Annotated in this window: 20 protein-coding genes; 13 read left to right on the top strand and 7 right to left on the bottom strand. The window is 60.9% G+C overall.

Going from position 1 to position 22,633, the window contains the following annotated elements:
- Positions 1 to 144: 144 nt before the first annotated feature.
- A complete protein-coding gene (gene dusA / locus AC1DX3_RS18330; protein WP_476990775.1) occupies positions 145 to 1,203 on the top strand; it encodes a tRNA dihydrouridine(20/20a) synthase DusA in 1,059 nt (352 codons plus the stop codon).
- On the opposite strand, the gene AC1DX3_RS18325 is transcribed toward dusA, so the two are convergent.
- On the bottom strand, positions 1,187 to 1,711 hold the full coding sequence (locus AC1DX3_RS18325) for a TIGR02281 family clan AA aspartic protease (protein ID WP_476990774.1): 525 nt from the start codon (positions 1,709 to 1,711) through the stop codon (positions 1,187 to 1,189). The two genes, dusA and AC1DX3_RS18325, sit on opposite strands and share 17 nt — an antisense overlap.
- 334 nt (positions 1,712 to 2,045) lie before the next feature.
- Between AC1DX3_RS18325 and AC1DX3_RS18320 the strand changes: the two genes are divergently transcribed.
- On the top strand, positions 2,046 to 2,180 hold the full coding sequence (locus tag AC1DX3_RS18320) for a hypothetical protein (RefSeq protein ID WP_476990773.1): 135 nt from the start codon (positions 2,046 to 2,048) through the stop codon (positions 2,178 to 2,180).
- A 113-nt stretch (positions 2,181 to 2,293) separates the two neighbouring features.
- Here the strand turns inward: AC1DX3_RS18320 and AC1DX3_RS18315 are convergent, their stop codons facing one another.
- The 4 genes from AC1DX3_RS18315 to AC1DX3_RS18300 all read right to left on the bottom strand — a co-directional run bounded on the left by AC1DX3_RS18315 (position 2,294) and on the right by AC1DX3_RS18300 (position 6,701).
- Positions 2,294 to 2,668 carry a hypothetical protein gene (locus AC1DX3_RS18315; protein WP_476990772.1) on the bottom strand — a complete coding sequence of 125 codons (375 nt, stop codon included), beginning with the start codon at positions 2,666 to 2,668 and terminating at the stop codon, positions 2,294 to 2,296.
- 240 nt (positions 2,669 to 2,908) lie between these two features.
- Positions 2,909 to 3,295 (bottom strand): hypothetical protein, encoded by a 387-nt coding sequence (locus AC1DX3_RS18310; protein ID WP_476990771.1) that lies wholly within the window; start codon positions 3,293 to 3,295, stop codon positions 2,909 to 2,911.
- 255 nt (positions 3,296 to 3,550) lie between these two features.
- Positions 3,551 to 5,275 (bottom strand): methyl-accepting chemotaxis protein, encoded by a 1,725-nt coding sequence (locus AC1DX3_RS18305; RefSeq protein ID WP_476990770.1) that lies wholly within the window; start codon positions 5,273 to 5,275, stop codon positions 3,551 to 3,553.
- Between the two features lie 253 nt (positions 5,276 to 5,528).
- Positions 5,529 to 6,701, bottom strand: a complete 1,173-nt coding sequence (locus tag AC1DX3_RS18300; protein ID WP_476990769.1) for a cell wall hydrolase — start codon at positions 6,699 to 6,701, stop codon at positions 5,529 to 5,531.
- 654 nt (positions 6,702 to 7,355) lie between these two features.
- Between AC1DX3_RS18300 and uvrB the strand changes: the two genes are divergently transcribed.
- The 3 genes from uvrB to AC1DX3_RS18285 all read left to right on the top strand — a co-directional run bounded on the left by uvrB (position 7,356) and on the right by AC1DX3_RS18285 (position 11,856).
- A complete protein-coding gene (uvrB, locus tag AC1DX3_RS18295) occupies positions 7,356 to 9,515 on the top strand; it encodes an excinuclease ABC subunit UvrB (RefSeq protein ID WP_476990768.1) in 2,160 nt (719 codons plus the stop codon).
- A 98-nt stretch (positions 9,516 to 9,613) separates the two neighbouring features.
- A complete protein-coding gene (gene ettA, locus AC1DX3_RS18290) occupies positions 9,614 to 11,281 on the top strand; it encodes an energy-dependent translational throttle protein EttA (protein WP_476990767.1) in 1,668 nt (555 codons plus the stop codon).
- A gap of 47 nt (positions 11,282 to 11,328) precedes the next feature.
- Positions 11,329 to 11,856, top strand: coding sequence for a hypothetical protein (locus AC1DX3_RS18285; protein ID WP_476990766.1), 528 nt, complete (start codon positions 11,329 to 11,331; stop codon positions 11,854 to 11,856).
- 124 nt (positions 11,857 to 11,980) lie between these two features.
- Here the strand turns inward: AC1DX3_RS18285 and AC1DX3_RS18280 are convergent, their stop codons facing one another.
- Complete coding sequence (locus AC1DX3_RS18280) at positions 11,981 to 12,301, bottom strand: hypothetical protein (RefSeq protein WP_476990765.1); 321 nt, start codon at positions 12,299 to 12,301, stop codon at positions 11,981 to 11,983.
- Between the two features lie 219 nt (positions 12,302 to 12,520).
- On the opposite strand from AC1DX3_RS18280, the gene AC1DX3_RS18275 reads away from it, so the two are divergent.
- The 8 genes from AC1DX3_RS18275 (at position 12,521) to AC1DX3_RS18240 (ending at position 20,671) form a co-directional block, all read left to right on the top strand.
- Positions 12,521 to 13,207 (top strand): TMEM175 family protein, encoded by a 687-nt coding sequence (locus AC1DX3_RS18275; RefSeq protein ID WP_476990764.1) that lies wholly within the window; start codon positions 12,521 to 12,523, stop codon positions 13,205 to 13,207.
- Between the two features lie 103 nt (positions 13,208 to 13,310).
- Positions 13,311 to 15,821 carry a cation-translocating P-type ATPase gene (locus tag AC1DX3_RS18270; RefSeq protein ID WP_476990763.1) on the top strand — a complete coding sequence of 837 codons (2,511 nt, stop codon included), beginning with the start codon at positions 13,311 to 13,313 and terminating at the stop codon, positions 15,819 to 15,821.
- On the top strand, positions 15,806 to 17,113 hold the full coding sequence (locus AC1DX3_RS18265) for an MgtC/SapB family protein (RefSeq protein ID WP_476990762.1): 1,308 nt from the start codon (positions 15,806 to 15,808) through the stop codon (positions 17,111 to 17,113). The genes AC1DX3_RS18270 and AC1DX3_RS18265 overlap by 16 nt, the downstream gene beginning before the upstream one ends.
- 71 nt (positions 17,114 to 17,184) lie before the next feature.
- On the top strand, positions 17,185 to 17,535 hold the full coding sequence (locus tag AC1DX3_RS18260; RefSeq protein WP_476990761.1) for a DMT family protein: 351 nt from the start codon (positions 17,185 to 17,187) through the stop codon (positions 17,533 to 17,535).
- A 137-nt stretch (positions 17,536 to 17,672) separates the two neighbouring features.
- Positions 17,673 to 18,014: a PadR family transcriptional regulator gene (locus tag AC1DX3_RS18255; RefSeq protein ID WP_476990760.1), complete on the top strand. Its 342-nt coding sequence runs from the start codon at positions 17,673 to 17,675 to the stop codon at positions 18,012 to 18,014.
- A gap of 4 nt (positions 18,015 to 18,018) precedes the next feature.
- Positions 18,019 to 18,582 carry a DUF1700 domain-containing protein gene (locus AC1DX3_RS18250; protein WP_476990759.1) on the top strand — a complete coding sequence of 188 codons (564 nt, stop codon included), beginning with the start codon at positions 18,019 to 18,021 and terminating at the stop codon, positions 18,580 to 18,582.
- 10 nt (positions 18,583 to 18,592) lie between these two features.
- Positions 18,593 to 19,393 (top strand): GIN domain-containing protein, encoded by an 801-nt coding sequence (locus AC1DX3_RS18245; RefSeq protein ID WP_476990758.1) that lies wholly within the window; start codon positions 18,593 to 18,595, stop codon positions 19,391 to 19,393.
- 162 nt (positions 19,394 to 19,555) lie between these two features.
- Entirely contained in the window at positions 19,556 to 20,671 is a 1,116-nt protein-coding gene (locus AC1DX3_RS18240) for an acyltransferase family protein (protein WP_476990757.1), read from the top strand.
- Between the two features lie 197 nt (positions 20,672 to 20,868).
- Here AC1DX3_RS18240 and AC1DX3_RS18235 read toward each other — a convergent pair whose 3' ends face one another.
- Complete coding sequence (locus AC1DX3_RS18235; protein ID WP_476990756.1) at positions 20,869 to 22,521, bottom strand: Asp23/Gls24 family envelope stress response protein; 1,653 nt, start codon at positions 22,519 to 22,521, stop codon at positions 20,869 to 20,871.
- Positions 22,522 to 22,633: the final 112 nt, after the last annotated feature.

Here is a 22,633-nt window from a genome sequence, read left to right as displayed (position 1 = left end):
TCCCATTTGTCTATTTGCCCAATAAGTATGACAAATGGATCGACTGTTCAATATTATCTTGAACTCAGGCGGCCGGGGTCGGTGCGAATCCTTGACGGTCTTCGAAGCCTTGCCTCATCAACGGCCTTGCGGCATAAGGCGGCCATGACCGATACCCTGGCAAAACCTGCTTATGACAAGGCGTTCCGCTTTTCCGTAGCGCCGATGATGGACTGGACCGACCGCCACTGCCGGGCGTTCCATCGTACCCTGACGCGCCGTGCGCTGCTCTATACCGAGATGGTGACGACCAAGGCCGTCATCCACGGCGATCGCGAGCGCCTGCTGGGCTACAGCGACGTCGAACACCCCGTCGCCCTGCAATTAGGCGGTTCGGAGCCGAATGAACTGGCGGCCTGCGCCAAGATTGCGGAAGAGTTCGGCTATGACGAGGTCAATCTCAACTGTGGTTGCCCGTCGGACCGCGTCCAGTCCGGCGCCTTCGGCGCCTGTCTGATGCGCGACCCGCAATTGGTGGCCGATGGCATGCAAGCGATGATCGAAGCGACCCGCCTGCCGGCGACGGTCAAATGCCGCATAGGTGTCGACGATCAGGATCCGCGCGACAGTCTGTTTACTCTGGTTGAGGCCTGTCAGAAGGCCGGCATCACAACCTTCGCCGTCCATGCCCGAAAGGCGTGGCTGAAAGGCCTGTCGCCCAAAGAAAACCGCGATGTGCCACCACTGGATTATGAGCTGGTCTATGAATTAAAGCGTGCCCATCCGGAGCTGACCATTGCCATCAATGGCGGCATTGGCTCGCTGGACGAGGCGAGGGCGCACCTCGCCCATGTCGATGGCGTTATGTTGGGCCGCGTCGCCTATCATGAGCCGGCGATCCTGGGCCGGGTCGACGGCCTGTTTTTCGGTGAAGGCGCTGATGTCGGCCCGTTCGAAGCCTTGGAGGCCTACCGGCCCTATATGGCGGCGCAACTGGCGGCGGGAAGGCCCCTGTCGCACATGACGCGGCATATGCTGGGTGTCATGCACGGTCTGCCGGGCGCCCGGGCTTTCCGGCGCATCATGACGGTGGACAGTATTGCTCTTGGGGCAGGGCTGGAGGTCATGGATCGCGCGATAGACGCCGTGCGCGACACCATCGAGGCGGCGCGCCTGCGCGGTATCGCCCATGCCGCAGAATTGGCGGCTACGGATGCAGGATAAGGCTCGACGGGGTCGCTTCGAAGCGGCTGAGCCGGCCGAGATAGCTCATCCCCAGCAGCGACGTGGTCAGCCCGTCCTTGACCACCAATGCCTCGACATTGTGGATCGTACTGGTGCCGACGCCGACCGAGCTTAAGGTGACGCCGGCGGCGTAGGACGGCCCGTTGGCGGTAATGACCTTATGGTCGAAGGTAAGGCCTTGCGCGTCGAAACCGAGACGCTGAGCGTCGGCCGGGGTCAAAACCACGACCGTGGCGCCTGTATCGACCAGGAAACGCACAGCCTTCTGATTGACGACGGCATTGGCCCAGAAGTGGCCGTCGCCGGCCTTGGGGATGGCGGTGACATGGCTGTCCTGGTGGATGTCATTGCTGTCGGGGGACAGGGTCGCGCTGGCGGCGATCGCCGGCTGGGCCGGGGCGTCATGCGTGTCGAGCGCCAGAACGCCCATGCCGGTCAGAACGGCGCAGAAGACGGCGCTGCCTAAAACAATGACGGACTTCAACATGCGGCTACTCCGGCGACCTGACGCGTCTCGAGCTCGTTTTGAGCCTTGATCGAGCATATCCGAAGAGGGTTGATGGCCGATGAATCGCCGAAAAATGCTTCTGTCGTGCAAAAATGATATTGAAATCATTTCTTAATCAAAATTAATATCAATAAAAACATATGATTATAAATTTTTGCCAAAATAATATGCTCCGTATTCGGATTAGTTCTTGCGTCTGGGGAATTTTGTGGCACACTAAATATCGACGCGACGACGACTGAGAGGGTGAAAACCCCTGCGAGACGCGACGCGTCTTCTGGTCCACAGCATTGGAAAAGGAGGCGCAAGCACTATGCAAGACCAAGACAAGAAATCCCACGCCATGACATCCTTCGCGTTGTTCGGCGGTTTGTTCGGCAGCCCCCGTTCGCAAGAACAGCGCGCGGTCAGCCGGCCCCAGGACTACAAGCCGGTTAACCGTAAGTAGGAACGGTCTCTCGTTTGTCATCAACAGACGAAAAAGCCCCTCGTGAGTGATCACGAGGGGCTTTTTTACGCTGTTACCCTGAGGTTACAAGGGTTTGAAGCTTGCCGGTTGAATTAGTTCGACGCCAGCTTGACGCCGGCCTTGGCTTCGGCGGCGGCCATGTTGGGGCTCGACTTGGTCACCTTGACGGTTGCGCCGGAGCCATCGGCACCGAACTTCGCCGAGATTTCGACCCAGTACAGGCCGTCAGCAGCCAGGAAGTTGTACTTGTAGTCGACCGCATAACCGCCGGCGCGGAATTCGCAGCTTTCGACATTGACCATTTGCTTGCCGGTGACGGCAACGACCTTGGACACGGCATCCTTGCCGACGCCCGCGGCCAGCATGCCGGCTGTGGATTCCTGGTCGTCCGAGCAGGGGGAGGCGAAGGCCGGAGCCGCGCACATGGCGGCGATGGCGATGGCCGAAACGATAAGGGTATTTTTCATCTGGTTCTCTCCTTGAGGTTCTTCAGGGTGAGGTCAGACTAATATAAATTGAAAAATATTCGGTAAATCCGCTCTTAAACAGTTACTTAAGCTTGCTTAACGGCTTTTGCGGAAAATCGTTACAGGTCAAGGCTACAAACCTTAACGCCACGGAACGACGGCGGCAGTGGCCAAAAAAAATGCGGAAAGGTTTGCACCTTTCCGCATTTTGTCTGCGTTTTTCCGAGACTTATTCGGCTGTTAGTTCGAGGCCAGCTTGATGCCCGACTTGGCCGAAGCGGCGGCCAGGTTGGGGCTGAGCGAGCCGAACTTCAGATCCGCCACCTTGCCGCCGGCCACCTTGGCCGTGCCGGTGACCCAATAGAGGCCGTCCGTGCCGATGACGTTGAACTTGAACTCGGCAACCATGTTCCCGCCGGCGGTGTCGCAAGTTTCCAGGTTGATCATCTGCTTGCTTTGAGTGGCCACGACCGGGGCGATCTTGGCGCTGGCGGCGGCGGCGATCGCCTTGCCGACTACGTTTTCCTGGTCTTCGTCACATTCCGCCAGGGCGGCCGAAGCGAAAACGGTGGCCGAGAGGGCGAGGGCGCTGGCGACAAACCAGGCGCGGGTTGCGGGTTTCTGCATTTTGCAAACTTTCCTATAAAGGTGACACAAATTGAGTTGATGGACCGGCGCGGGGGAGCGCATTGCTATGGGTCGCCCCTTTTTTACCGGCGAATCCTTACCGATCGCTGAATCATGCTGCATTGCGGCAAAATTGTTTCGTCTCTGACAATTAAGAGCGGCGGCGCCTGGAGCGCGCGCCAAAAAAAGGCGGCGGCATCAAAAGATACCGCCGCTTCATTTTCAGGACCCTGCAGGGCCGTGCAGGGAGGAGGCTTAGGCCGCCGTCAGTTCCGACAGGAAGCGACGGATGTTTTCGCTCATGGCTTCGGTGCGTTGCGTCAGCTGGTTGGCGGCGCCCAGCATTTCCGTCGAAGCCTTTTCGGTGTCGGCGGCGGAAGCGGAAAGCTGCGAGACCGACGACGATGCCATCGAGGTACCGTCTGAAGCTTCGTTGACGTTGCGGGCGATTTCGTTGGTGGCGTCGCCCTGTTGATGGACGCTGTCGGCGATGGACGAAGCGATTTCGTTCATATGCTTGATCGTTTCGCCGATGCCGCGGATGGCGTTGACGCCGTTGGCGGCCGCGCCTTGGATATCCTTGATGCGTTCGCGGATTTCGTCGGTAGCCTTGGCCGTTTGCTGGGCCAGCGACTTGACTTCCGAGGCGACAACCGCGAAGCCCTTGCCGGCTTCACCCGCACGGGCGGATTCGATCGTGGCGTTCAGCGCCAGCAGGTTGGTTTGCTGGGCGATGGCGTTGATGAGGTCGACGACTTCGCCGATCTGGTCGGCGGCGCGGCTGAGCTCGGCCATCGAGGCATTGGTGCGATCGGCTTCCGAAACGGCTTCGGCGGCGATTTCGACCGAGCGGACGGCCTGGTCGCCGATGACGCCGATCGAGGCCGACAGTTCAGTGGTCGCCGAGGCGACGTTCTGGACGTTGTCGGCCGAGTTGCGGATCGACGACACGGCGGATTGCGAGCGGCGCTCGTTTTCCTGGGCGATCGTCAAAAGCGTGCGGCCGTTGGCATCGAGATCCGAAGCGGCGGAACCGAGTGCGTCGAGCATGTCCTGGGCTTCGTGGCGGAAGCGTTCGGCAAGGGCCGACATCTGACGGGCGCGTTCTTCGCGGGTCTTGTTGGTGGCGGCTTCCATGTCGGACAGGCGCTGCTTTTCTTCGGCGTTCGACTTGAAGACATTCAGACTGTCGACGACCGACTTCAGCTCGTCGCGACGGGCCAGGGCGGAGATATCGACATTGAGGTTGCCGTTGGCCAGTTCTTCGGTCGTCTTGGCGATGCGGTTAATACCGGTCACCGTGGCGCGCGAGAACAGGAAGGCGATACCGCCCGAGATACAGGCCATCAGGATGGCGAAACCGGTCAGCATGGTGACGCCGGTCGCCTGGGCGGCCTTGGCGTCGGTCGCTGCCTGCTTGGCCGAGGCGACGCTGCCGGCGATGACCTTGTCCGACAGGTCGGACATCTTGGCGTAGCCGTCGTCGAATTGCGACATCATAGGACCAACCGAAGCGAAGTCGACATCCATAACGGAGCCGGCGAACTCGACGGCTTCCTTATAGGTCTTGGCTTCCTTGGCGAGGTCACCGAGCAGCTTTTTCTGAGTCGGGTCTGTCGCCTTGTCGGCATCGGCCTTGACGCGGGTGGCGATCTTGCCGAGATCCTCGGCAACACCGTTAACCTTGGCCGACGCGTTGGCGGTCGGATCGGTGGCCTTTTCAGTCAGGGCGCGGAACAGGTTGCCGTTGGCGTCCTTGATCGAGGCCTTGATGTCGCCGAATTCGACGGCTTCAGGCAGCGCAATATTGTTGATGCGGTCGATGGTGCGTGCCTGACCCTGCATGATGTAGATCGCGCCGAAGGTCAGCACGGCCATCAGGGCTGTGGCGACGGCGGCCGGCGCCATGAATTTAAAGGTGAACGGCCAGTTGGATATTTTGAATCCGCCGGCGGAACTGTTGGAACTCGTTTTCGTCATTTTGGCCCCTGACAAACGTGAAAGGTTGGGTGTTGGTGAGGGCTTGCCGACCATGGGACGCAAAACGACTCATGGTTAAGACAGGCTTTCGGGCCAAAGTGTCAGATTAAGGTTGTTGAAATCCTAACAGAAAAGGAAAAGACGTCCGTTACGGGCATCTGGAGTTTATGCGCCCCAAAAAGGCATAAAAAAACGCCCGCCAACTTTATGAGAAAGGTTGACCGGGCGTTTTTCTGGTGGAGGTCTCTTGAGCTTAGGGCTTGACGAGGGCCGGCGCGTCGTTCGATGCCAGCGAGGTCTTGGTCGGCGCGGGCGCCTGTACCGTATTTTGCTCGGAATTTTGAGGCGGTAGGCTGACCTCGGCAATGATGTCCCGGGCCGACTTGCCAGTGACCTGAGCCGCAACCGTCACCGGCTTGGGCAGGGCCTGGGCACGCGACACTGCGTTCAGCATTTGCGTGGTGGCGGTGTCGGCGTCGGGCGCCGTGGTGTCGCCGTCGACAGCCGGCGTATCGGCCTGGATCTGGGTTGCACCCGGCATGCTGTCGGACGGCATGACGCCATCGGCGCCGCCGATGCGCGAACCGCGTCCGCGGAACTGATAGAAGATATGCGAACCGACCTGGGTGACGCGATCCATGGTGCCGGACCAGCCGGGTTTGACGCCAGTGGTGTGGAAGCTGGTCGCTGTACCCACCGAACTCATCACATAACCGCCGAGTGCAGCATCCGCCACCGATTTGGCGCGACGCCAGGCCCAGGTTTCGAGGGGGCCGTTCATGGCGCCGTTACAGACGAAGCTGAACTGGCACGACACGCGTTGCGTGGCGCCCTGATAGACGACACCGCAAATGGTCTTGGGGTATGCGGGATGGCGGACGCGGTTCAGGATGACCTGGGCGACGGCACGCATGCCGTCTGTGCCTTCACCGCGTGCTTCATAATAGATGGCCTGGGTGAGGCAATCGGAATCGTTTTGGCTGTGGGCTTTGAAGACCATGGCCGCGGCGGCGCGGATCGGGTGATCGGCGATGACCTGGGCGGCGCTGCTGGTGATGTCGAGGCCGGCGCGTACGATCTGCGCCGGCTCCAGACCGCGCATCGAGCGAATATCGTCCGCCGTGCGCATGGCCGACAGGCTTTGCGCCATCATCATGTTCTGGCTGCCGCCGTCGCCATTGACGCCGGCATAGTTGGAAAAGCGCATGGCGATATCCATCGCCGTGGGGCTGACGACGTGGCCGGCGTCCGCGGCTTCAAGCATGCGGACGGACGACTCGTCGATCTTGCCGTCCTTGCTGACGGAAGCCAGTTGCATCAGGCGGCCGGCGACGTGCCGGGCGCTGTTGTCGTGCGCCAGACGGCCGCCGAGATAGGCGGAGCCGACTGAGGCGCCGATAAGGATACCAATAGAACTTGCCGCCATCAGTGCACGCATTTTGTAGCGTGCTGTTGTTGCTAAACCCAAGGGTTTCGAGTCCTCTGTGACAAGGGCGGTGCGTGCCCTCCTTAGGTGCGCCAGGTCGCGACAAATCTCTTCATCAAAACCGGCGACAGGTGCCGACAAGCCACTTCCGGGCTCATCAAGCGAGGCGTTCTCTAAGGGCCAAATGTGGCGTAAATGTGTTAAATAGTGATTAACAGCCCGTTAGCGATAGTTGTTCACCCGTCGGAAAGGAGGATTAACAAGCAGATAACGTCCTATACAGACAGTTGATCATATTTATATTGACAGGAAAAAGTGAGTATTCGATACATAGATTATACATGGGGCCGAGCCTTTATTATTTCCCTCTTCTTTATAGTCAAAAATTTATTCAGATAAGCTTAACTTAACAAAACCTTAAGTGAGCAGTTTGCGAAAGTTTTTACCGGCCTTCCGTGCACGGCAAGCCGGAGGCCCGAATTAACCGGCTGGATTCAAAAGGCAAATTTTTACATACCGCCGGGTCCGCTGACAAGATTTGGTGTTGCAGTGCGTCAGAATCACCCGCGATCACAAAAAGGTGCCGGCCGTCGCGCGATCAAAGTTTTTTTATGCCGCCCTTTCAATTTTTCCACCCGAGCTTATGTTGTGTTCATGACCCGTTCCCCGCAAAATCCTGGCTTTTCCGACAATTCCGGCGCGTTTGTGGCCGATTTTGTCCTGACCCAGGCTCCCTGGGTGCCGCACAAGCCGCAGCGCCCGGACAAGTCCGAGGGCGGCAAGCGCTTCCGCCTCGCCGCGCCTTATGAGCCCGCCGGGGATCAGCCGACGGCGATTGCCGACCTGCTGGAAGGCATAGCCGCCCGCGAACACGACCAGGTCCTGCTCGGCGTCACCGGCTCGGGCAAGACCTTCACCATGGCCAAGATCATCGAGCAGACCCAGCGTCCGGCCCTGATCCTGGCTCACAACAAGACCCTGGCCGCCCAACTCTATTCCGAGTTCAAGGCCTTCTTCCCCGACAATGCGGTGGAATATTTCGTCTCCTACTACGACTATTACCAACCCGAAGCCTATGTCCCGCGTACCGACACCTTTATCGAGAAGGATTCGTCGATTAACGAACAGATCGATCGTATGCGCCACTCGGCGACGCGGGCGATCCTCGAACGCGACGACGTCATCATCGTCGCCTCGGTGTCATGTATCTACGGTATCGGCTCGGTCGAAACCTACACGGCCATGACGCTTGAGCTGAAGGTCGGCGATACCATCGACGAAGCGCAACTGCGTAACGACCTGGTCGCCTTGCAATATAAGCGCAACGACCAGGCCTTTGAGCGCGGCATGTTCCGCCGCCGTGGCGATGTCATCGAAATCTACCCCGCCCACTATGAAGACAGAGCGTGGCGCATCAATATGTTCGGCGATGAGATCGAGTCGATCCAGGAATTCGATCCCCTGACCGGCAAGAAGATCGTGGATCTGCGCGACATCAAGGTCTATGCCGCCAGCCACTATGTCACGCCGCGGCCGACCTTGCGCCAGGCCGTCGATCGCATCAAGATCGAGCTCAAGCAGCGCCTCGAACAGCTCCATAGCGAAGGCAAGCTGCTCGAAGCCCAGCGCCTCGAGCAGCGCACCACCTTCGACATCGAGATGATGGAGGCGACAGGAGCCTGCGCAGGTATTGAAAACTATTCGCGCTACCTGACCGGCCGCGGCCCGGGCGAGCCGCCGCCGACCTTCTTCGAATACCTGCCGGAAAATGCGCTGCTCTTCGTCGACGAAAGCCACGTCTCGGTGCCGCAGATCGGCGGCATGTACCGCGGCGACTTCGCGCGCAAATCGGTCCTGGCCGAATACGGCTTCCGCTTGCCGTCTTGCATGGACAATCGCCCGCTCAAGTTCGAAGAGTGGGACGCCATGCGGCCCCAATCGGTCTATGTCTCCGCCACGCCCGGCAAGTGGGAGATGGAACGCACCGCCGGCGTCTTTGCCGAACAGGTCATCCGCCCGACCGGCCTGATCGACCCGCCGGTCGAGATCCGCCCGGTCCACAAGGACGGGTTCAACCAGGTCGACGACGTCATCGCCGAGGTCCGCGAGGTCGCCAAGCACGGCTATCGCTCGCTCGTCACCGTCCTGACCAAGAAGATGGCCGAAAACCTCACCGACTATATGCATGAGCAGGGTATCCGCGTCCGCTATATGCATAGTGACGTCGAAACGCTGGAACGTATCGAAATCATCCGCGACCTGCGCCTTGGAGCCTTCGACGTGCTGATCGGCATCAACCTGCTGCGCGAAGGCCTCGACATACCGGAATGCGGCTTTGTCGCCATCCTCGATGCCGACAAGGAAGGTTTCCTGCGTTCGGAAACCTCGCTGATTCAGACCATTGGCCGGGCGGCACGCAATATCGACGGCCGTGTTATCCTTTATGCCGATCGCATGACGGGATCGATGGAACGCGCCATCAGCGAGACCAACCGCCGCCGCGAAAAACAACTCGCCTATAATGTCGAACATAATATCACACCGGAATCCGTCAAACGCGGCATCAGCGACATTCTCGACTCACCGTTTGAAAAGAGCGGTCGCATCGACATCCCGATGGGCGTGGCGGAAAAGGACACCAAGCCATTCCTCGGGTCCAACTTCCAGGCGACCCTGCGCGATCTCGAGGCCCGCATGCGCGAGGCGGCCAGCAATCTCGAATTCGAAACCGCGGCGCGCATGCGCGACGAGATCAAGCGACTGAAAATGCTCGATCTCGAATTTGCCAAGGACATGATGGACGGCAACGGTTGACGGCAGCGCTCGCATTAAAATCTTGAGGTTTTACGCCTGAGACGCTAAACGGGCGGCCACTCCGTACAACCCAGTTTTCGAAAAGGGTGCCGTCTCCCATGGCGCAACAATATATTTTCCAAATGCAGGGCCTCAGCAAGGCCTATCCCGGCGGCAAGAAGGTCTTCGAAAACATCTGGCTGAGCTTCTATTCCGACGCCAAGATCGGTGTTGTCGGCGTCAACGGTTCGGGTAAGTCGACCCTGCTCAAGATCATGGCTGGCATCGACAAGGAATTCTCCGGCGAAGCCAAGGCCGCCGACGGCACCAAGATGGGTTATCTCGAACAGGAACCCCACCTCGACGACAATCTCAATGTCTGGGAAAACGTCATCGCCTGGTGCGACGAAAAGAAGACCTTCGACCGCTTCAACAAGGTCGCCGAGTTGATGGGCGAAGAATATACCGACGAGCTCATGGATGAGATGAACGCTCTCCAGGAAAAGATCGACGCCGGCGACCTGTGGGATATCGACTCGCGCATCGAAATGGCCATGGACGCCCTGCGTTGCCCGCCCAACGATTCCGGTGTCACCAAGCTGTCCGGCGGTGAAAAGCGCCGCGTCGCCCTGGCCCGCCTGCTGCTCAGCAAGCCCGACATGCTGCTGCTGGATGAGCCGACCAACCACCTCGACGCCGAATCCGTCGCCTGGCTGCAGCACCACCTGGAAAACTTCCCCGGCTGCGTCATCCTCGTCACCCACGATCGTTATTTCCTCGATCAAGTGACCAAGTGGACGCTCGAACTCGACCGCGGCAAGGGCGTTCCCTACGAAGGCAACTATTCCGGCTGGCTTGAACAAAAGACCAAGCGCGTCGTCCAGGAGCAATCGGAATCCGAAGCCCGCCAACGCGCCCTCACCAAGGAACTGGAATGGGTACGTTCCGGCGCCAAGGCCCGCCAGGCCAAGTCGAAGGCCCGTCTCGCCGCCTATGACGATATGGTGCGCGAACAGGAAAATTCGCGCCAGGCGCAGAACTTCGCCACTATCCAGATCCCGCCCGGGCCGCGCCTCGGCAATCTGGTGCTCGAAGTCACCGGCCTGGAAAAGGAATATGGCGACAAGCTCCTGTTCAAGGACCTGTCGTTCAAACTGCCGCCCAACGGTATCGTCGGTGTCATCGGCCCGAACGGCGCCGGTAAATCGACCCTGTTCAAGCTGATCACCGGCGTCGAACAGCCCGATGCCGGGACGCTTCGCCTCGGCGAGACGGTGAAACTGGCCTATGTCGACCAGTCGCGCGACGATCTCGACCCCAGCCATACCGTGTGGCAGGCGATTTCCGGCGGCACCGACGTCATGCTGGTCGGCAAGCGCGAAATCAATTCGCGCGCCTATGTCGGCGGCTTCAACTTCAAGGGCGGCGATCAGCAGAAGAAGGTCGGCCTGTTGTCCGGCGGTGAGCGCAACCGCGTCCACCTCGCCAAAACCCTGGCGTCCGGCGGCAATGTCATCCTGCTCGACGAACCGACCAACGACCTCGACATCGAAACCTTGCAGGCGTTGGAAGAGGCTCTGGAAGATTTCGCAGGCTGCGCCGTGGTCATCTCCCACGACCGTTGGTTCCTCGACCGCCTGGCCACCCACATCCTGGCCTTCGAAGGCGACAGCCATGTCGAATGGTTCGAAGGTAACTTCGAAATGTACGAAGAGGACAAGAAGCGCCGCCTCGGCACAGATTCACTGATCCCCCACCGGATCAAGTTCCAGAAATTTAGCCGCTAAAATCAAAGCGTCGGTCGCAAGACCGGCGCTTTTTTCATGGAGCCGTCATGAGCCTGTTTATTGTCGATATCGAAGCCGACGGTCCGGCGCCCGGATTGTTCTCCATGGTCTCGCTTGGCTGCGTCCGCGTCGATCGTACGCTCGCCACGACTTTCAAGGCGACCTTCGCCCCGATCTCGCATCGCTGGGTTCCGGAAGCTCTGGCCATCTCGCAAATTACGCGCGAAGAGCATCTAACCTATCCGGATCCCGCCATCGGCATGAACGCCTTCCGCGCTTTTCTGAAGGAAAGCTCTAAGAGCCGGCCAATCTTCGTTTCCGATAATCCGGCCTTCGACTGGTCGTTCGCCAACTACTATTTCCATGCCTATGGCGCCGATAACCCATTCGGTTTTTCCGCCCGCCGCATCGGCGACTTCCATGCGGGTCTGAAACGCGACTTCGGTGCCGCCTCGCAATGGAAAAGCCTGCGCCGGACCGCCCATACCCACGATCCGGTCGACGACGCCATCGGCAATGCCGAGGCTTTGATCGCCTTTGCCGATGAATATGGTGTCAAATTGCCGGGCATCTGATCCTCCTGCCCGGTGATCAGGAAAATCGCGATCTCGGCCGGGGCGCAGCGATCAAAACCTGGCTGCCACGCAAAAAAGCGCCGATCTGACGACCGGCGCTTTCTTCTTCATCGCGGTTTATAGTTTATTGCGGCGTAGTGCTATCGGCCGGAGCCGGTGTAGCGGCCGGTTGCTCGGCCGGCGTCGTAGTCGTGGTGGTCGTGGTGGAATTATCCGGAGTCACGGCCTGAGTGGTCGGCGCCGGGGCTGGCGTGGGAGCGGGAACCTGCTGAATGCGATCAACCGTACGGTCGACCGTGGTCGTATTGGTGGCTGTGCTCATCGGTGCGTAGTTCATGAAGTAAACGGCGCCGATAACGATGGCGGCGAGGACGACGAGCGCCAGGATGATAATCGCCGTGTTGTTGCTGCGCTCAGGAACGGGGTCGGTGGTATAGGTAACCATGGTGGAGTTCTCCGGTAAATGTGATCGACCACCGGAGCATAGGCATGCGGCTGCAAGGTTGCGCCATGGAAGGCGGGCCCTGACATAAGGTACTCGTCAGGCGATACGGTTACCGGATCGGCACATGCGAGTCGGTAATAGTCATTGCATCCTTATGCCGCGAATTGACAAACGCCAGGCCGTCTGTAGCATCCCCGCGATCATCCAGGGGAGAGCAGCATGTCGCATCACGAAAGCCAGGCACGCGGGCCCGACGCTCGCATGGTTGACCGCATGCTATTCTTTTCCGATGCGGTCTTCGCCATCGTCCTGACCATCATGGTGCTGGAACTGCACGCGCCGATCGTTCCGAAAGGCATAGAGGGGCCGGAATCGGCCAGGCTTCTGTGGGAAGGTTTGACCAGCGAGGAGACACTTCGCACCCTGTTCGCCTATCTGATCAGCTTTATGCTGGTGGGGCTGTGGTGGTCGATCCATATGCGCGTGACGCGATTGCTGCATCAATTCGATTGGCCGACCGCCATTGCCAACCTGTTCTTCCTGCTCACCGTCACATTGGTGCCCTTCGCCGCCTCGGTCCTGGGGGTAGGTCCCAGCAATGCTGTCGGCTGGGAAATCTACTGGGGCGTCAGCGCCCTGGCGTCCTTCGGCATGACGGTGCTGATGTTCATTGCGTCGCGCGATGGCGGCAGGCTGCTGGGCGGGATGACCGGGCGCGAACGGCTGGCGCGGCTGGTACAATCAATCGGGCCGGGCATCGGTTTCAGTATCGGTGTGTGGCTGGCGGCCATAGGTGAGGTGGGCTTGTCGCGCATGTGCTGGCTGGCCATCCTGCCCTTCATGCTCCTGGCCCGGGTGATCCACAAGACGGCGAAGAAAGATGTGGCGGCGGAAGAGGCGCCATAAGCGGCATCCGGCAATTGATCCTTGTCAAGCGCAGGCTGGCCACGGCCGTGCATAGTCCTGTGCCTTCCCGGCGATGTCCCGGCTGGGAACGCGATTGGATGCCATGCCCCAAAACGAGTCACGAACTTCCAAAGGCCTGAGTGCGGCCGAAGCCCAAAGACGGCTTGAAACGGAGGGTTTCAACGAGCTCCCGGCACCGAACCGGCGCTCGCCGTTACGCATCATTCTTGAGGTGCTGCGCGAACCCATGCTGGCCCTGCTGCTGATCGGCGGCGTCATCTACCTGTTGATCGGCGACCTCAAGGACGCCCTTGTCCTGATTGCCTTTGCCGCCCTGTCGGTGGTCATTACCGCGGTGCAGGAGACGCGTACCGAAAAGGTGCTGGAAGCCTTGCGCGACCTGACCGGTCCGCGCGCCTTGGTCGTCCGTGACGGGGCCCGTATCCGCATCGCCGGGCGCGACGTTGCACGCGGCGATCTGATCGTTCTGGAAGAAGGCGATCGCGTGCCGGCCGATGCGACCCTGCTGCAGGCTCACGACCTGCAGATCGATGAATCCCTGCTGACTGGCGAATCCGTGCCGGTGCGGAAATCCCTGGCCCAGGACGCGGCGGACAGCCGAGCGGTCTTTTCCGGCACCCTGGTCGTGCGCGGTACGGGCACGTCCGAGGTTGCGGCAACCGGCGTCCGGAGCCGGATCGGTCAGATCGGTCATTCGCTGAACAGCCTGACGACCGAAGTCCCGCGGTTGCAGACCCAGACCCGCCAACTCGTGCTGATGTTTGCCACAGTGGGGGCGGTCGTCTGCATGATCGTTGTGCTTTTGTATGGTCTCCTGCGCGGCGGCTGGTTGCAGGCCGTCCTCGCGGGTATCGCGCTCGGCATGTCCATGCTGCCGGAAGAGTTTCCGGTCGTCCTGGCGGTTTTCATGGCCATGGGCGCCTGGCGGATATCGCGCGCCCGGGTGCTGACGCGCCGGGCCTCGGCGATCGAAACCCTGGGCTCCGCGACGGTCCTGTGCACCGACAAGACCGGCACCCTGACCGAAAACAGGATGTCCCTGGCGGAATTCCGGACAAGCGACGGTGCGGTGCGGCTCGCCGGCGAAGCCTTGCCGCAAGCCTTTCTCGATCTGGCGGAGGTCGGGCGCCTGGCCTCCGAACCCAATCCTTTCGATCCCATGGAGAAAGCCTTCCACGCGTTCAAGGGGATGGGCGATCCGCACGCCGCAACGCGCAAATTGGTGAAATCCTACGGTCTGCGGCCCGATTTCCTCGCCATGTCGCAGGTGTGGCAGTCGGCGGGCGGCGAGCTGGTCGTGGCCGCCAAGGGGGCGCCAGAAGCCATTGCCAATCTTTGCCGTCTCGATCCGGAAGCGATGGCCGGCCTGAAAGCTTCGGTCGAGGCCATGGCCGCCCAGGGCCTGAGGGTGCTCGGCATAGCCCGCGCCTCTCACACGGGGCCTGACTTTCCCAAGTCGCAGCGCGACTTCACTTTCGACTATCTCGGTCTGGTCGGTCTGGCCGATCCCTTGCGCGCCAGCGTGCCGGCGGCGATCCAAGAATGTCGGGCCGCGGGCATTCGCGTCATCATGATCACCGGCGACTATCCGGTGACCGCCCAGGCCATAGCGCGTCAAGCCGGCCTGTTTGCCGGCGGCGCGTGCGAAAACATTGTCGGCGGCGACGAGTTGGCCGCGATGAGCGATCCGGTCCTCGCCGAAAAACTCAAGACGGTTACCGTCTTCGCCCGCATTCAACCGGCGCAGAAACTGCGTCTGGTCGAGGCCTTGAAGGCCAATGGCGAGATTGTCGCCATGACCGGTGATGGCGTCAATGACGCGCCATCGCTGAAGGCGGCCCATATCGGTATCGCCATGGGCGGCCGCGGTACCGACGTGGCGCGCGAAGCCGCCGCCCTGGTCCTGCTCGACGACGATTTCGGCGCTATCGTCACCGCCATAAGGTTAGGCCGGCGCATCTACGACAATCTGCGCAAGGCCATGGCCTTCATCTTTGCCGTCCACGTTCCGATCGCCGGCCTGGCCTTGCTGCCGCTGGTCTTCGGCCTGCCGATCCTGTTCGGGCCGATGCATATCGCCTTCCTCGAAATGATCATCGATCCCGTATGCTCCCTGGTCTTTGAAGCCGAGAGCGAAGAGGACAATGTCATGCGCCGGCCGCCGCGGGCACCGGACGAGCCGCTGTTTTCGCGTCAGCTCATCGTCTGGAGCGTGCTGCAAGGGCTGTTCGTCTTTGCCGTCGTCGCCCTCATCTTCGTCCTGGCCCTGCATTCGGGCATGGCCGAAAACGAAGTCCGCGCCCTGGCCTTCGTCTCGCTGGTCATGGCCTTCGCGGCTCTGATCCTGGTCAACCGCTCGTACAGCGCTTCCCTGTTGACGGCCTTCCGGCGACCGAGCCCCGCGCTTGTCTATGTCCTGTCGGCCGTCGCCGTCATGCTGGCCGTCACCCTGGTGTGGCCGGTCGCCAGCCGCCTGTTCCATTTCGGTCCCTTGCACGGGGACGATCTCCTGTTAAGCTTGGGCGCCGGCGTCCTGACCCTGGTTATCCTGGAAACGGTCAAGCCGCTGTGGCGCAAATGGCTGAGGGAGTAATGGAAGTCTTCTTCGCTGCTTTTGAACCGCTGAGCGGCGTCCTGCTGGCCCTGGCGCTCGGCCTGCTGATCGGCGTTGAGCGCGGCTGGTCGCATCGCGATGACGCCAAAGGTACGCGCGTGGCGGGGATCCGCACCTTCGGCCTTCTCGGGCTTGCCGGCGGTCTGGCCGCGCAGGTGGGGCGCGCGGTGTCGCCCTGGCTAACTGTCCTGATCGTCGCCGGCGCCGCTATCGCCGTGCTGATCGGCTATCTGCGCGAATCGAAAAAGGCGGATCGCCTGAGCGCCACGACCACCATCGTCGCCATGATTACCCTCGGCATCGGCTTGTTGGCGGCCGCCGGTCAGGGCGTCCTCGCCTCGGTCGCCGCCGCCCTCACCACGCTCGTCCTGGCGTCGCGGCGCCAGCTCCACGGCCTGATCGGGCAGATGAGCGAAGGCGAGGTTCAGGCAGTGGCCCGCTTTGCCCTCATATCGCTCGCCATCCTGCCGCTTTTGCCCGACCATGCCTATGGGCCCTACGAAGCATGGAACCCGCGCCAGCTGTGGATGGTCGTCGTACTGGTGTCCGGCATCTCCCTTGCCGGCTATATCGCGACGCGTTGGCTTGGTCCTTCGCGTGGAACGATCGCCACGGCCGCAGCAGGCGCTGTCGTATCCTCGACAGCGGTGACGGCGTCCTTGGCCAACCGCCTGCGCAAGGGCGAGGAGTCCGAACCCATCCTGATCGCAGGGATTGCGGTGGCGACGGCCGTCATGGTCATGCGCGTCCTGATCCTGGTCGCCATCCTGGCGCACTTCGCTCTGCCGTCCCTGGCTATCCTGGTCGCACCGGCCGCCGTCTTCAATCTGGCTTACACCGGCTGGCTGCTGTGGCGCGCCAAGGGGGCGACAGTGCCGGCCGGAGCAATGGCCGTACGCAATCCGTTCGATATCGTACCGGCACTGCTGCTGGCCGGCCTGGTCATGATCCTGTCGGTCATTGCCCGCTGGATGCTGCATCAATTCGGCGATGGCGGCCTGGCCACCGCCCTGGCGATTTCGGGCATGGTTGACGTCGATTCCGCCATCATCACCATGAGCGGCCTGCCGCCAGGTACGGTGGCAGGCGATGTGGCAGGGGTGATCCTGGCGGCGCCGGTATTGCTCAACAACCTGGTCAAGGCGTGCATTGCCATCGGTATCGGCGGTCGCACCGCCGGTTGGCGGGCCGCAGTGCCGCTGCTGTTGACGGTCGTTATCGGCCTGCTCGGCCTGCCCTTTATCGATTGGGAGATATTCCAGAAGTTATGAGGTTGCGGGTGTCTTGCTTGCCGGCCAGTCTCCTTCTATGACGCGGCCATGTCTCCATCCGGAAGCCCGCCATGCTGAAAATACCGCCCGCGTTTTTGACCGTCGGCCTGCTTGTCTGCTCGAACCTGTTCATGACCCTGGCCTGGTACGGCCATCTTAAATTCAAGATGGAGAAGCTGTGGGTCGTTATTCTCGTCAGCTGGGGTATCGCCTTTTTCGAATATTGCTTCCAGGTGCCGGCCAACCGCATCGGCTATGGCACGTTCTCCGCGGCGCAGTTGAAGACCATCCAAGAGGTGATTACGCTTTTGGTCTTTGTCGTTTTCTCAGCGGTGTATCTGGGCGAGCCGCTGAAATGGCAGACGGCGGTCGGGTTTACGTTGATCGCCTGCGGGGCCGGCTTCGTCTTCTACAAGCCGTAGATATGGCGTGCGGTCTGGCAATAACGTGCTACCGCGTTTTCGAACCTTACTACTATTTAATGATATATACCTTGCATGGATAGGTAGCTTGCCATAATCTCTCCCTACGGCCCAATCGAGCCGTGAGGACCCGCAAAATGCCTGAAACCATTGATATCCAACTGAAAAAAGGCGTGCTCAGCCTGTGTGTGCTGGCGGTTCTCGCTCGCCACGAAAGCTATGCCTATGAGATCGCCAGCAACCTGTCCACCGCGATCGGCATGGGGGAGGGCACCATCTATCCCCTGATGCGCCGCATGCAGGGCGATGGCCTGGTCGCCACCTATCTGGTCGAATCCTCGACCGGCCCGTCGCGTAAATATTACAAGCTGACCCCCGCCGGCCAGGCGGCCCTGGCCGCGCAACGCAGCGAATGGCAGGGTTTCGCCCGCGCTGTCGATGCCCTTCTCGAACCCATTCCTACACCTCAAGAGGCCTGATCCCATGACTCGCACCGAATTTCTCGACAGGCTGAAAAAGGGCCTCAGCGGCGTGCCCGCCGCCACCGCCCAGGACTGGCTCGACGACTATGCCGCCTATTTCGATGACGCCGCCGCCGCCGGCCGCAGCGATGTCGACGTCGCCAATGCACTCGGCGATCCCGACCGCCTGGCTCGCGAATTGAAGGCCGAGGCCGGCGTCAAGAGCTGGGATACCGCCAAGACGCCGTCTTCGGCCGTCGGCGCCATCATCGGCATTTTGGGCCTCGGCGCGCTCGACATCCTGGTCCTGCTGCCGATCCTCGGCACCATAGGCGGGGTCCTGGTCGGTGTCTTTACCGGCGCGATCGGCGCCTTTATCGGCGGCGGTGTCGCCTTCGCGGCCGGTCCCTTTATGGGCCTGCCCGGCGGCATTGCCGCCGCCATGCTGGGCGGTTTCGGCATTATGGCCGGCGCGGCCGCTGTCGCTGCCGTAACGCTTGCCCTGACCATCTGGCTGGTCAACGGCCTGGTTTGGTTTGCCCGCCTGCACTATCGCGTGGTCAAGCCCGCGCTCGACAACGCTTAAGGACACGTCCATGATCCGCAAACTGTTTCTTTTCGCCGGCGTCTCCTTCGTCATTTCGATAGGCTGTATTGCCGCCTCAGCCGCCCTGATCAGCCAGGACGTCAATACCCACGGCTGGAATATGAGCGTCCTCGAAGACGGCGACCATGTTCGCTTCAAGAAGGGCGATTTCGCCAAGGCCGATCTGCCGGTGACCAAGACCCTGGCCTGGACCGGCGGCGACAGCCTCTCGGTCGATGTCCCGGCCGACGTCGTCTATACCCAAGGGCCGACCGCCGGCATTACGCTCACCGGCCCGCAAGCCCTGCTTGATCGCCTGCAGTTCAACGACGGCAAGCTGACCTATACCGACGGTCCGGAACGCCAGCACATCGTCACCCTGCATTGGGGCCAGGACGGTTTCGACGCCCGCGACAGCGATGACAATCTTAAGATCGTCGTCACGGCGCCGAACGTCAAAACCTTCGCCCTGGCCGGCAATGGCGATCTCAGCCTGCATGGTTACGATCAGAAGAGCTTGGATGTCACCTTGTCCGGCAATGGCTCGATCAATGCCACCGGCCACACCGACGCCCTGAAGCTGACCATCTCCGGCGATGGTGACGCTGATCTCGAAGGCCTGGCCATCAAGGATGCCGACATCACCATTAACGGCTCAGGCGACGCTACCCTGGCGGCCACCGGCAAGGCCCAGGTGAATATTGCCGGCAGCGGCGATGTCGACCTGACCATCAAGCCCACCAGCCTGGTCAGCCATATCAGCGGCTCAGGTTCGGTTAATCAAGACGGTGACGACGACGACAACGACTAAACCGGGGTATCGAAACCTGGACCCGAAACCTCCCGTGCGAAAGCATGGGAGGTTTTTTTGTACCGGCACGGCGCGCGAATAGGTATTCACGCGGCGTGAAATCGTATTCTTGCCGATAGTCTGTTCACCCGTGATAGCCCTGCGACAAAACAGGGGGTTATCGTGAACCAGGTCAAATATATCGACTCATTGACACCGTTGCGCGGTCTGGCGGCCTTATGGGTTATGGTCTTCCATATCGACGTCAGTCTTTTCTATCGCGATATGGGCGCGCTCGTCTCGCGCGACGCCACCGGCATTATTTCCCACGGCTATCTCTGGGTCGATTTCTTCTTCCTGCTCAGCGGCTTCATCATGGCCCACGTCTTCGGCGACCGCCTGACGTCGGGCGGCAAGGTCGTCGACTATCTGTGGGCGCGGCTGGCGCGGATCTATCCGCTGCACCTATTCTGTCTCGCCCTGGTCGTCATCATCGCCGTGACCTATCCGCTGTTCGTTCCCGGTGTGAAGGACGGTAGCTGGGAGACCTTCATGGCGTGGCGAGCCATCCCGTCCAATTTGTTGCTGACCCACGCCATGAACCAGCACGTCTATCTGTCATGGGATATCGTCTCGTGGTCGATCGGGGCGGAATGGTGGACCTATGTCGCGACCTTTTTGCTGATCATCGGCCTGCGCAAGGCTCCGGCCTGGCTGAGCATCCTCGCCATGCTGATCGGCTTCGGTTTGCTGGCGGGGCTGGTCTACGGCCTGAAAGACCACAATCTCGACATCACCTATAATTGGGGCTTCTTTCGCTGCCTGTTCGAGTTCGTTATCGGTCTGGGCGTTTATCGCATCTATCGCGAAAACTGGCTGACCTGGACGCGGCATGATGTGGTCGCGCTGGCGCTGCTGGCCGGGGTGGCGGCGGTTTTCCACTTCAAGCTTAACGACCTGATGGTCGTGCCGTTGTTCTGTCTGCTGATCCTGGCCGTCAGCCGCAATGCCGGACTGTTCCATCGCCTGCTGCAAACCGGCCCGCTGCAATATCTCGGGCGGATTTCCTATTCGCTGTACCTGGTCCACGGTGTGGTGTTCAGCGCCCTGTGGTTCCTGCTGCCCTGGGTCAAGGCGACCTATGGCGTGTTCAACACCTGGGAACGTCTGGCCTATGCCGCCGTTTTCACCGTGCTGGTCATCGGGCTGTCGTCCCTGACCTACCGCTTCGTCGAGCGCCCGGCGCGCTTGTGGCTGCTGTCCCTGCGCCGATCGACGGCCGACGGGCGGCACGTTTAGAAGAGAAGGGGATCCACAGATTACGCAGATTTCGCAGATTTTTTAGAGCACACGCGTTCACTCCGGCGTAGGTGGCAAATCCGCCCGATCGCGAAGCGATCTTTAAGCGTCGGTCCAACGACCGGTGCTTGCCAAATGCGCACAGAAAAATCTGCGAAATCTGTGTAATCTGTGGACCGACTTCTTGCCTAATGACGTCAGCCGCCAAAACGGCCGGCGTCCTTCATGGCATTGTCGGCCATGGCGCGCAGGCCGGGGTGGTCAGGCTTCATCGCCGACAGATCGGCGAACACCTGATGCGCCTTTTTGTACAGCGGTCCGGCCAAGTCATAGGCGCCCTGCATTTCCCGGGCCTGAGCGAGGCGTGCGACCGTGATGCCATAGGCCGAGCGGGCCGCGACATCGTCGGGTTTGAGATACGCCGTCGTTTCATTGAGGCGGCTCAGTTCCTCGAAGGCGTCGCCGGCGGCCTTGGCGTCACCGGCCTTCATCTTCAGGTCGGCATAGGGCGCCAGCAGTTCGGCGCGGATGGCTGGATCGCTGATAACGGCCAGGGCGCGAGCCAGGACGGCCGGCTGTTTGACCGTGTCGCCGGCCATTTGGTAACGCCGGGCGAGATAGAGGTGGATATTGGCATCGGCCGGGTCGAGCGCTGAGACCTTTTCATAGGCCGCCATGGCCTTGGCGTCATCGCGGCCCATGGCCAGGGCGCCCGAGATGCGCCATAGCTCGGCGGCCAGGGCAGGCTTTCCGGCTTCCACCAGAGAATCGGCCTGACTTTGCAGGGCATTGGCGCCGGCATTGAGGTCGCCGTGCGCAATCAGGTGGAAGGCGCGGGCGCTTTCCGGCGTCTTGTCGTAATAGAGGTGCGCCATACGCACGCTGAGCTCGTCGGCAGCGATCGATCGCGTCGAATCCGGCCATACCGACAAGGCGACGGCGACGGCTTGGCGGATCTCGTTGGCGTCATCGACCTGCGGCGTCTCGACAACCAGAGTTTCGGCAACAGGCGCCGCGACCGGTTCGGTCACAACTTCATGTACCGGTTCCGGCGCTGTTTCGATAAACTTCATGGCCGAGCTGATGACCGCGCTCATATCGCTCTGCGGCGCCGGACGCGGCGCGGCAGAGGTGTCGGCCAGCAGGGCGGCTTCGACCGGATCGTGGCTGGGAATGGTAATGTCGGGGCGGATCGGGATCACCTGCGCGCCGGCATTGATGTGCAGGCCGTGGGTGTCGGCCAGGACATCCGTTGATTGGAAGGGAGAGGGCGCGGACGGCGCGGACACGGATTGCGAGACCACGGGATTCTGACTCAGAAAACTGTCCGAGGCGTTGTCGTGGAAAATCGCCGGCTCAAGCGACTGGACCTCAGGCTCCGCGAAGAGGGGATGGGTCTCCTCAGTGTGAGCGGCGGGAATTTCCACTTTTTGCGCTTCGAACTTCAGGCTGCCGCGCGGATCGGGACGGGCGACGGTTTCGCTGGCCGGAACATTGAGATGGCTGTCGTCCTGAGCAAACGCGACCGCGGGCGATACCGGGGCCGGCGCGGCGCGCTTGGCGACCTTGACCGGCTTGGGTTGAGGCGAGCCCGAAAAAACGCGCAACAGGGTGCCGACGATACCGATAAAGGCAATAACCAGGGCGACGGCGAAGATGCCGCCCCACATTTTTTCGGCCCGGACCCAATTGATCCAGTCTTCGACATGGGGGTCGATAACCGGAGCAGTGCCCATGACAGCGGCCACCGCGCACAGGATAAGTGCCAGAACAATAAGGACAATAAAGACAATCGGCCCGCGCTTCGGCGCCTGGCCGTAGCCCTCCAAGGTCGAATTGGTACTGCTCATGGCCTACCCCCAAACGCATTCTTCATAAAAGCTTAACCCCGCAATGACCTCTATGGCAATCTTAACTTATTCAGACTGTGCCAAAAGTACGAAATGACGTGTCTTTTGCGGC

The organism is Asticcacaulis sp. P2_B1, from assembly GCF_056404915.1.
The sequence above is the reverse complement of the archived record's forward strand: the minus strand, read 5'-3'. Positions and strand labels throughout refer to the sequence as shown.

Excerpts from the sequence above, each read along its gene's own strand:
- dusA (WP_476990775.1), top strand. The coding sequence starts at position 145 with ATGACCGATACCCTGGCAAAACCTGCTTATGACAAGGCGTTCCGCTTT.
- AC1DX3_RS18325 (WP_476990774.1), bottom strand. The coding sequence starts at position 1,711 with ATGTTGAAGTCCGTCATTGTTTTAGGCAGCGCCGTCTTCTGCGCCGTT.
- AC1DX3_RS18320 (WP_476990773.1), top strand. The coding sequence starts at position 2,046 with ATGCAAGACCAAGACAAGAAATCCCACGCCATGACATCCTTCGCGTTG.
- AC1DX3_RS18315 (WP_476990772.1), bottom strand. The coding sequence starts at position 2,668 with ATGAAAAATACCCTTATCGTTTCGGCCATCGCCATCGCCGCCATGTGC.
- AC1DX3_RS18310 (WP_476990771.1), bottom strand. The coding sequence starts at position 3,295 with ATGCAGAAACCCGCAACCCGCGCCTGGTTTGTCGCCAGCGCCCTCGCC.
- AC1DX3_RS18305 (WP_476990770.1), bottom strand. The coding sequence starts at position 5,275 with ATGACGAAAACGAGTTCCAACAGTTCCGCCGGCGGATTCAAAATATCC.
- AC1DX3_RS18300 (WP_476990769.1), bottom strand. The coding sequence starts at position 6,701 with ATGGCGGCAAGTTCTATTGGTATCCTTATCGGCGCCTCAGTCGGCTCC.
- uvrB (WP_476990768.1), top strand. The coding sequence starts at position 7,356 with ATGACCCGTTCCCCGCAAAATCCTGGCTTTTCCGACAATTCCGGCGCG.
- ettA (WP_476990767.1), top strand. The coding sequence starts at position 9,614 with ATGGCGCAACAATATATTTTCCAAATGCAGGGCCTCAGCAAGGCCTAT.
- AC1DX3_RS18285 (WP_476990766.1), top strand. The coding sequence starts at position 11,329 with ATGAGCCTGTTTATTGTCGATATCGAAGCCGACGGTCCGGCGCCCGGA.
- AC1DX3_RS18280 (WP_476990765.1), bottom strand. The coding sequence starts at position 12,301 with ATGGTTACCTATACCACCGACCCCGTTCCTGAGCGCAGCAACAACACG.
- AC1DX3_RS18275 (WP_476990764.1), top strand. The coding sequence starts at position 12,521 with ATGTCGCATCACGAAAGCCAGGCACGCGGGCCCGACGCTCGCATGGTT.
- AC1DX3_RS18270 (WP_476990763.1), top strand. The coding sequence starts at position 13,311 with ATGCCCCAAAACGAGTCACGAACTTCCAAAGGCCTGAGTGCGGCCGAA.
- AC1DX3_RS18265 (WP_476990762.1), top strand. The coding sequence starts at position 15,806 with ATGGCTGAGGGAGTAATGGAAGTCTTCTTCGCTGCTTTTGAACCGCTG.
- AC1DX3_RS18260 (WP_476990761.1), top strand. The coding sequence starts at position 17,185 with ATGCTGAAAATACCGCCCGCGTTTTTGACCGTCGGCCTGCTTGTCTGC.
- AC1DX3_RS18255 (WP_476990760.1), top strand. The coding sequence starts at position 17,673 with ATGCCTGAAACCATTGATATCCAACTGAAAAAAGGCGTGCTCAGCCTG.
- AC1DX3_RS18250 (WP_476990759.1), top strand. The coding sequence starts at position 18,019 with ATGACTCGCACCGAATTTCTCGACAGGCTGAAAAAGGGCCTCAGCGGC.
- AC1DX3_RS18245 (WP_476990758.1), top strand. The coding sequence starts at position 18,593 with ATGATCCGCAAACTGTTTCTTTTCGCCGGCGTCTCCTTCGTCATTTCG.
- AC1DX3_RS18235 (WP_476990756.1), bottom strand. The coding sequence starts at position 22,521 with ATGAGCAGTACCAATTCGACCTTGGAGGGCTACGGCCAGGCGCCGAAG.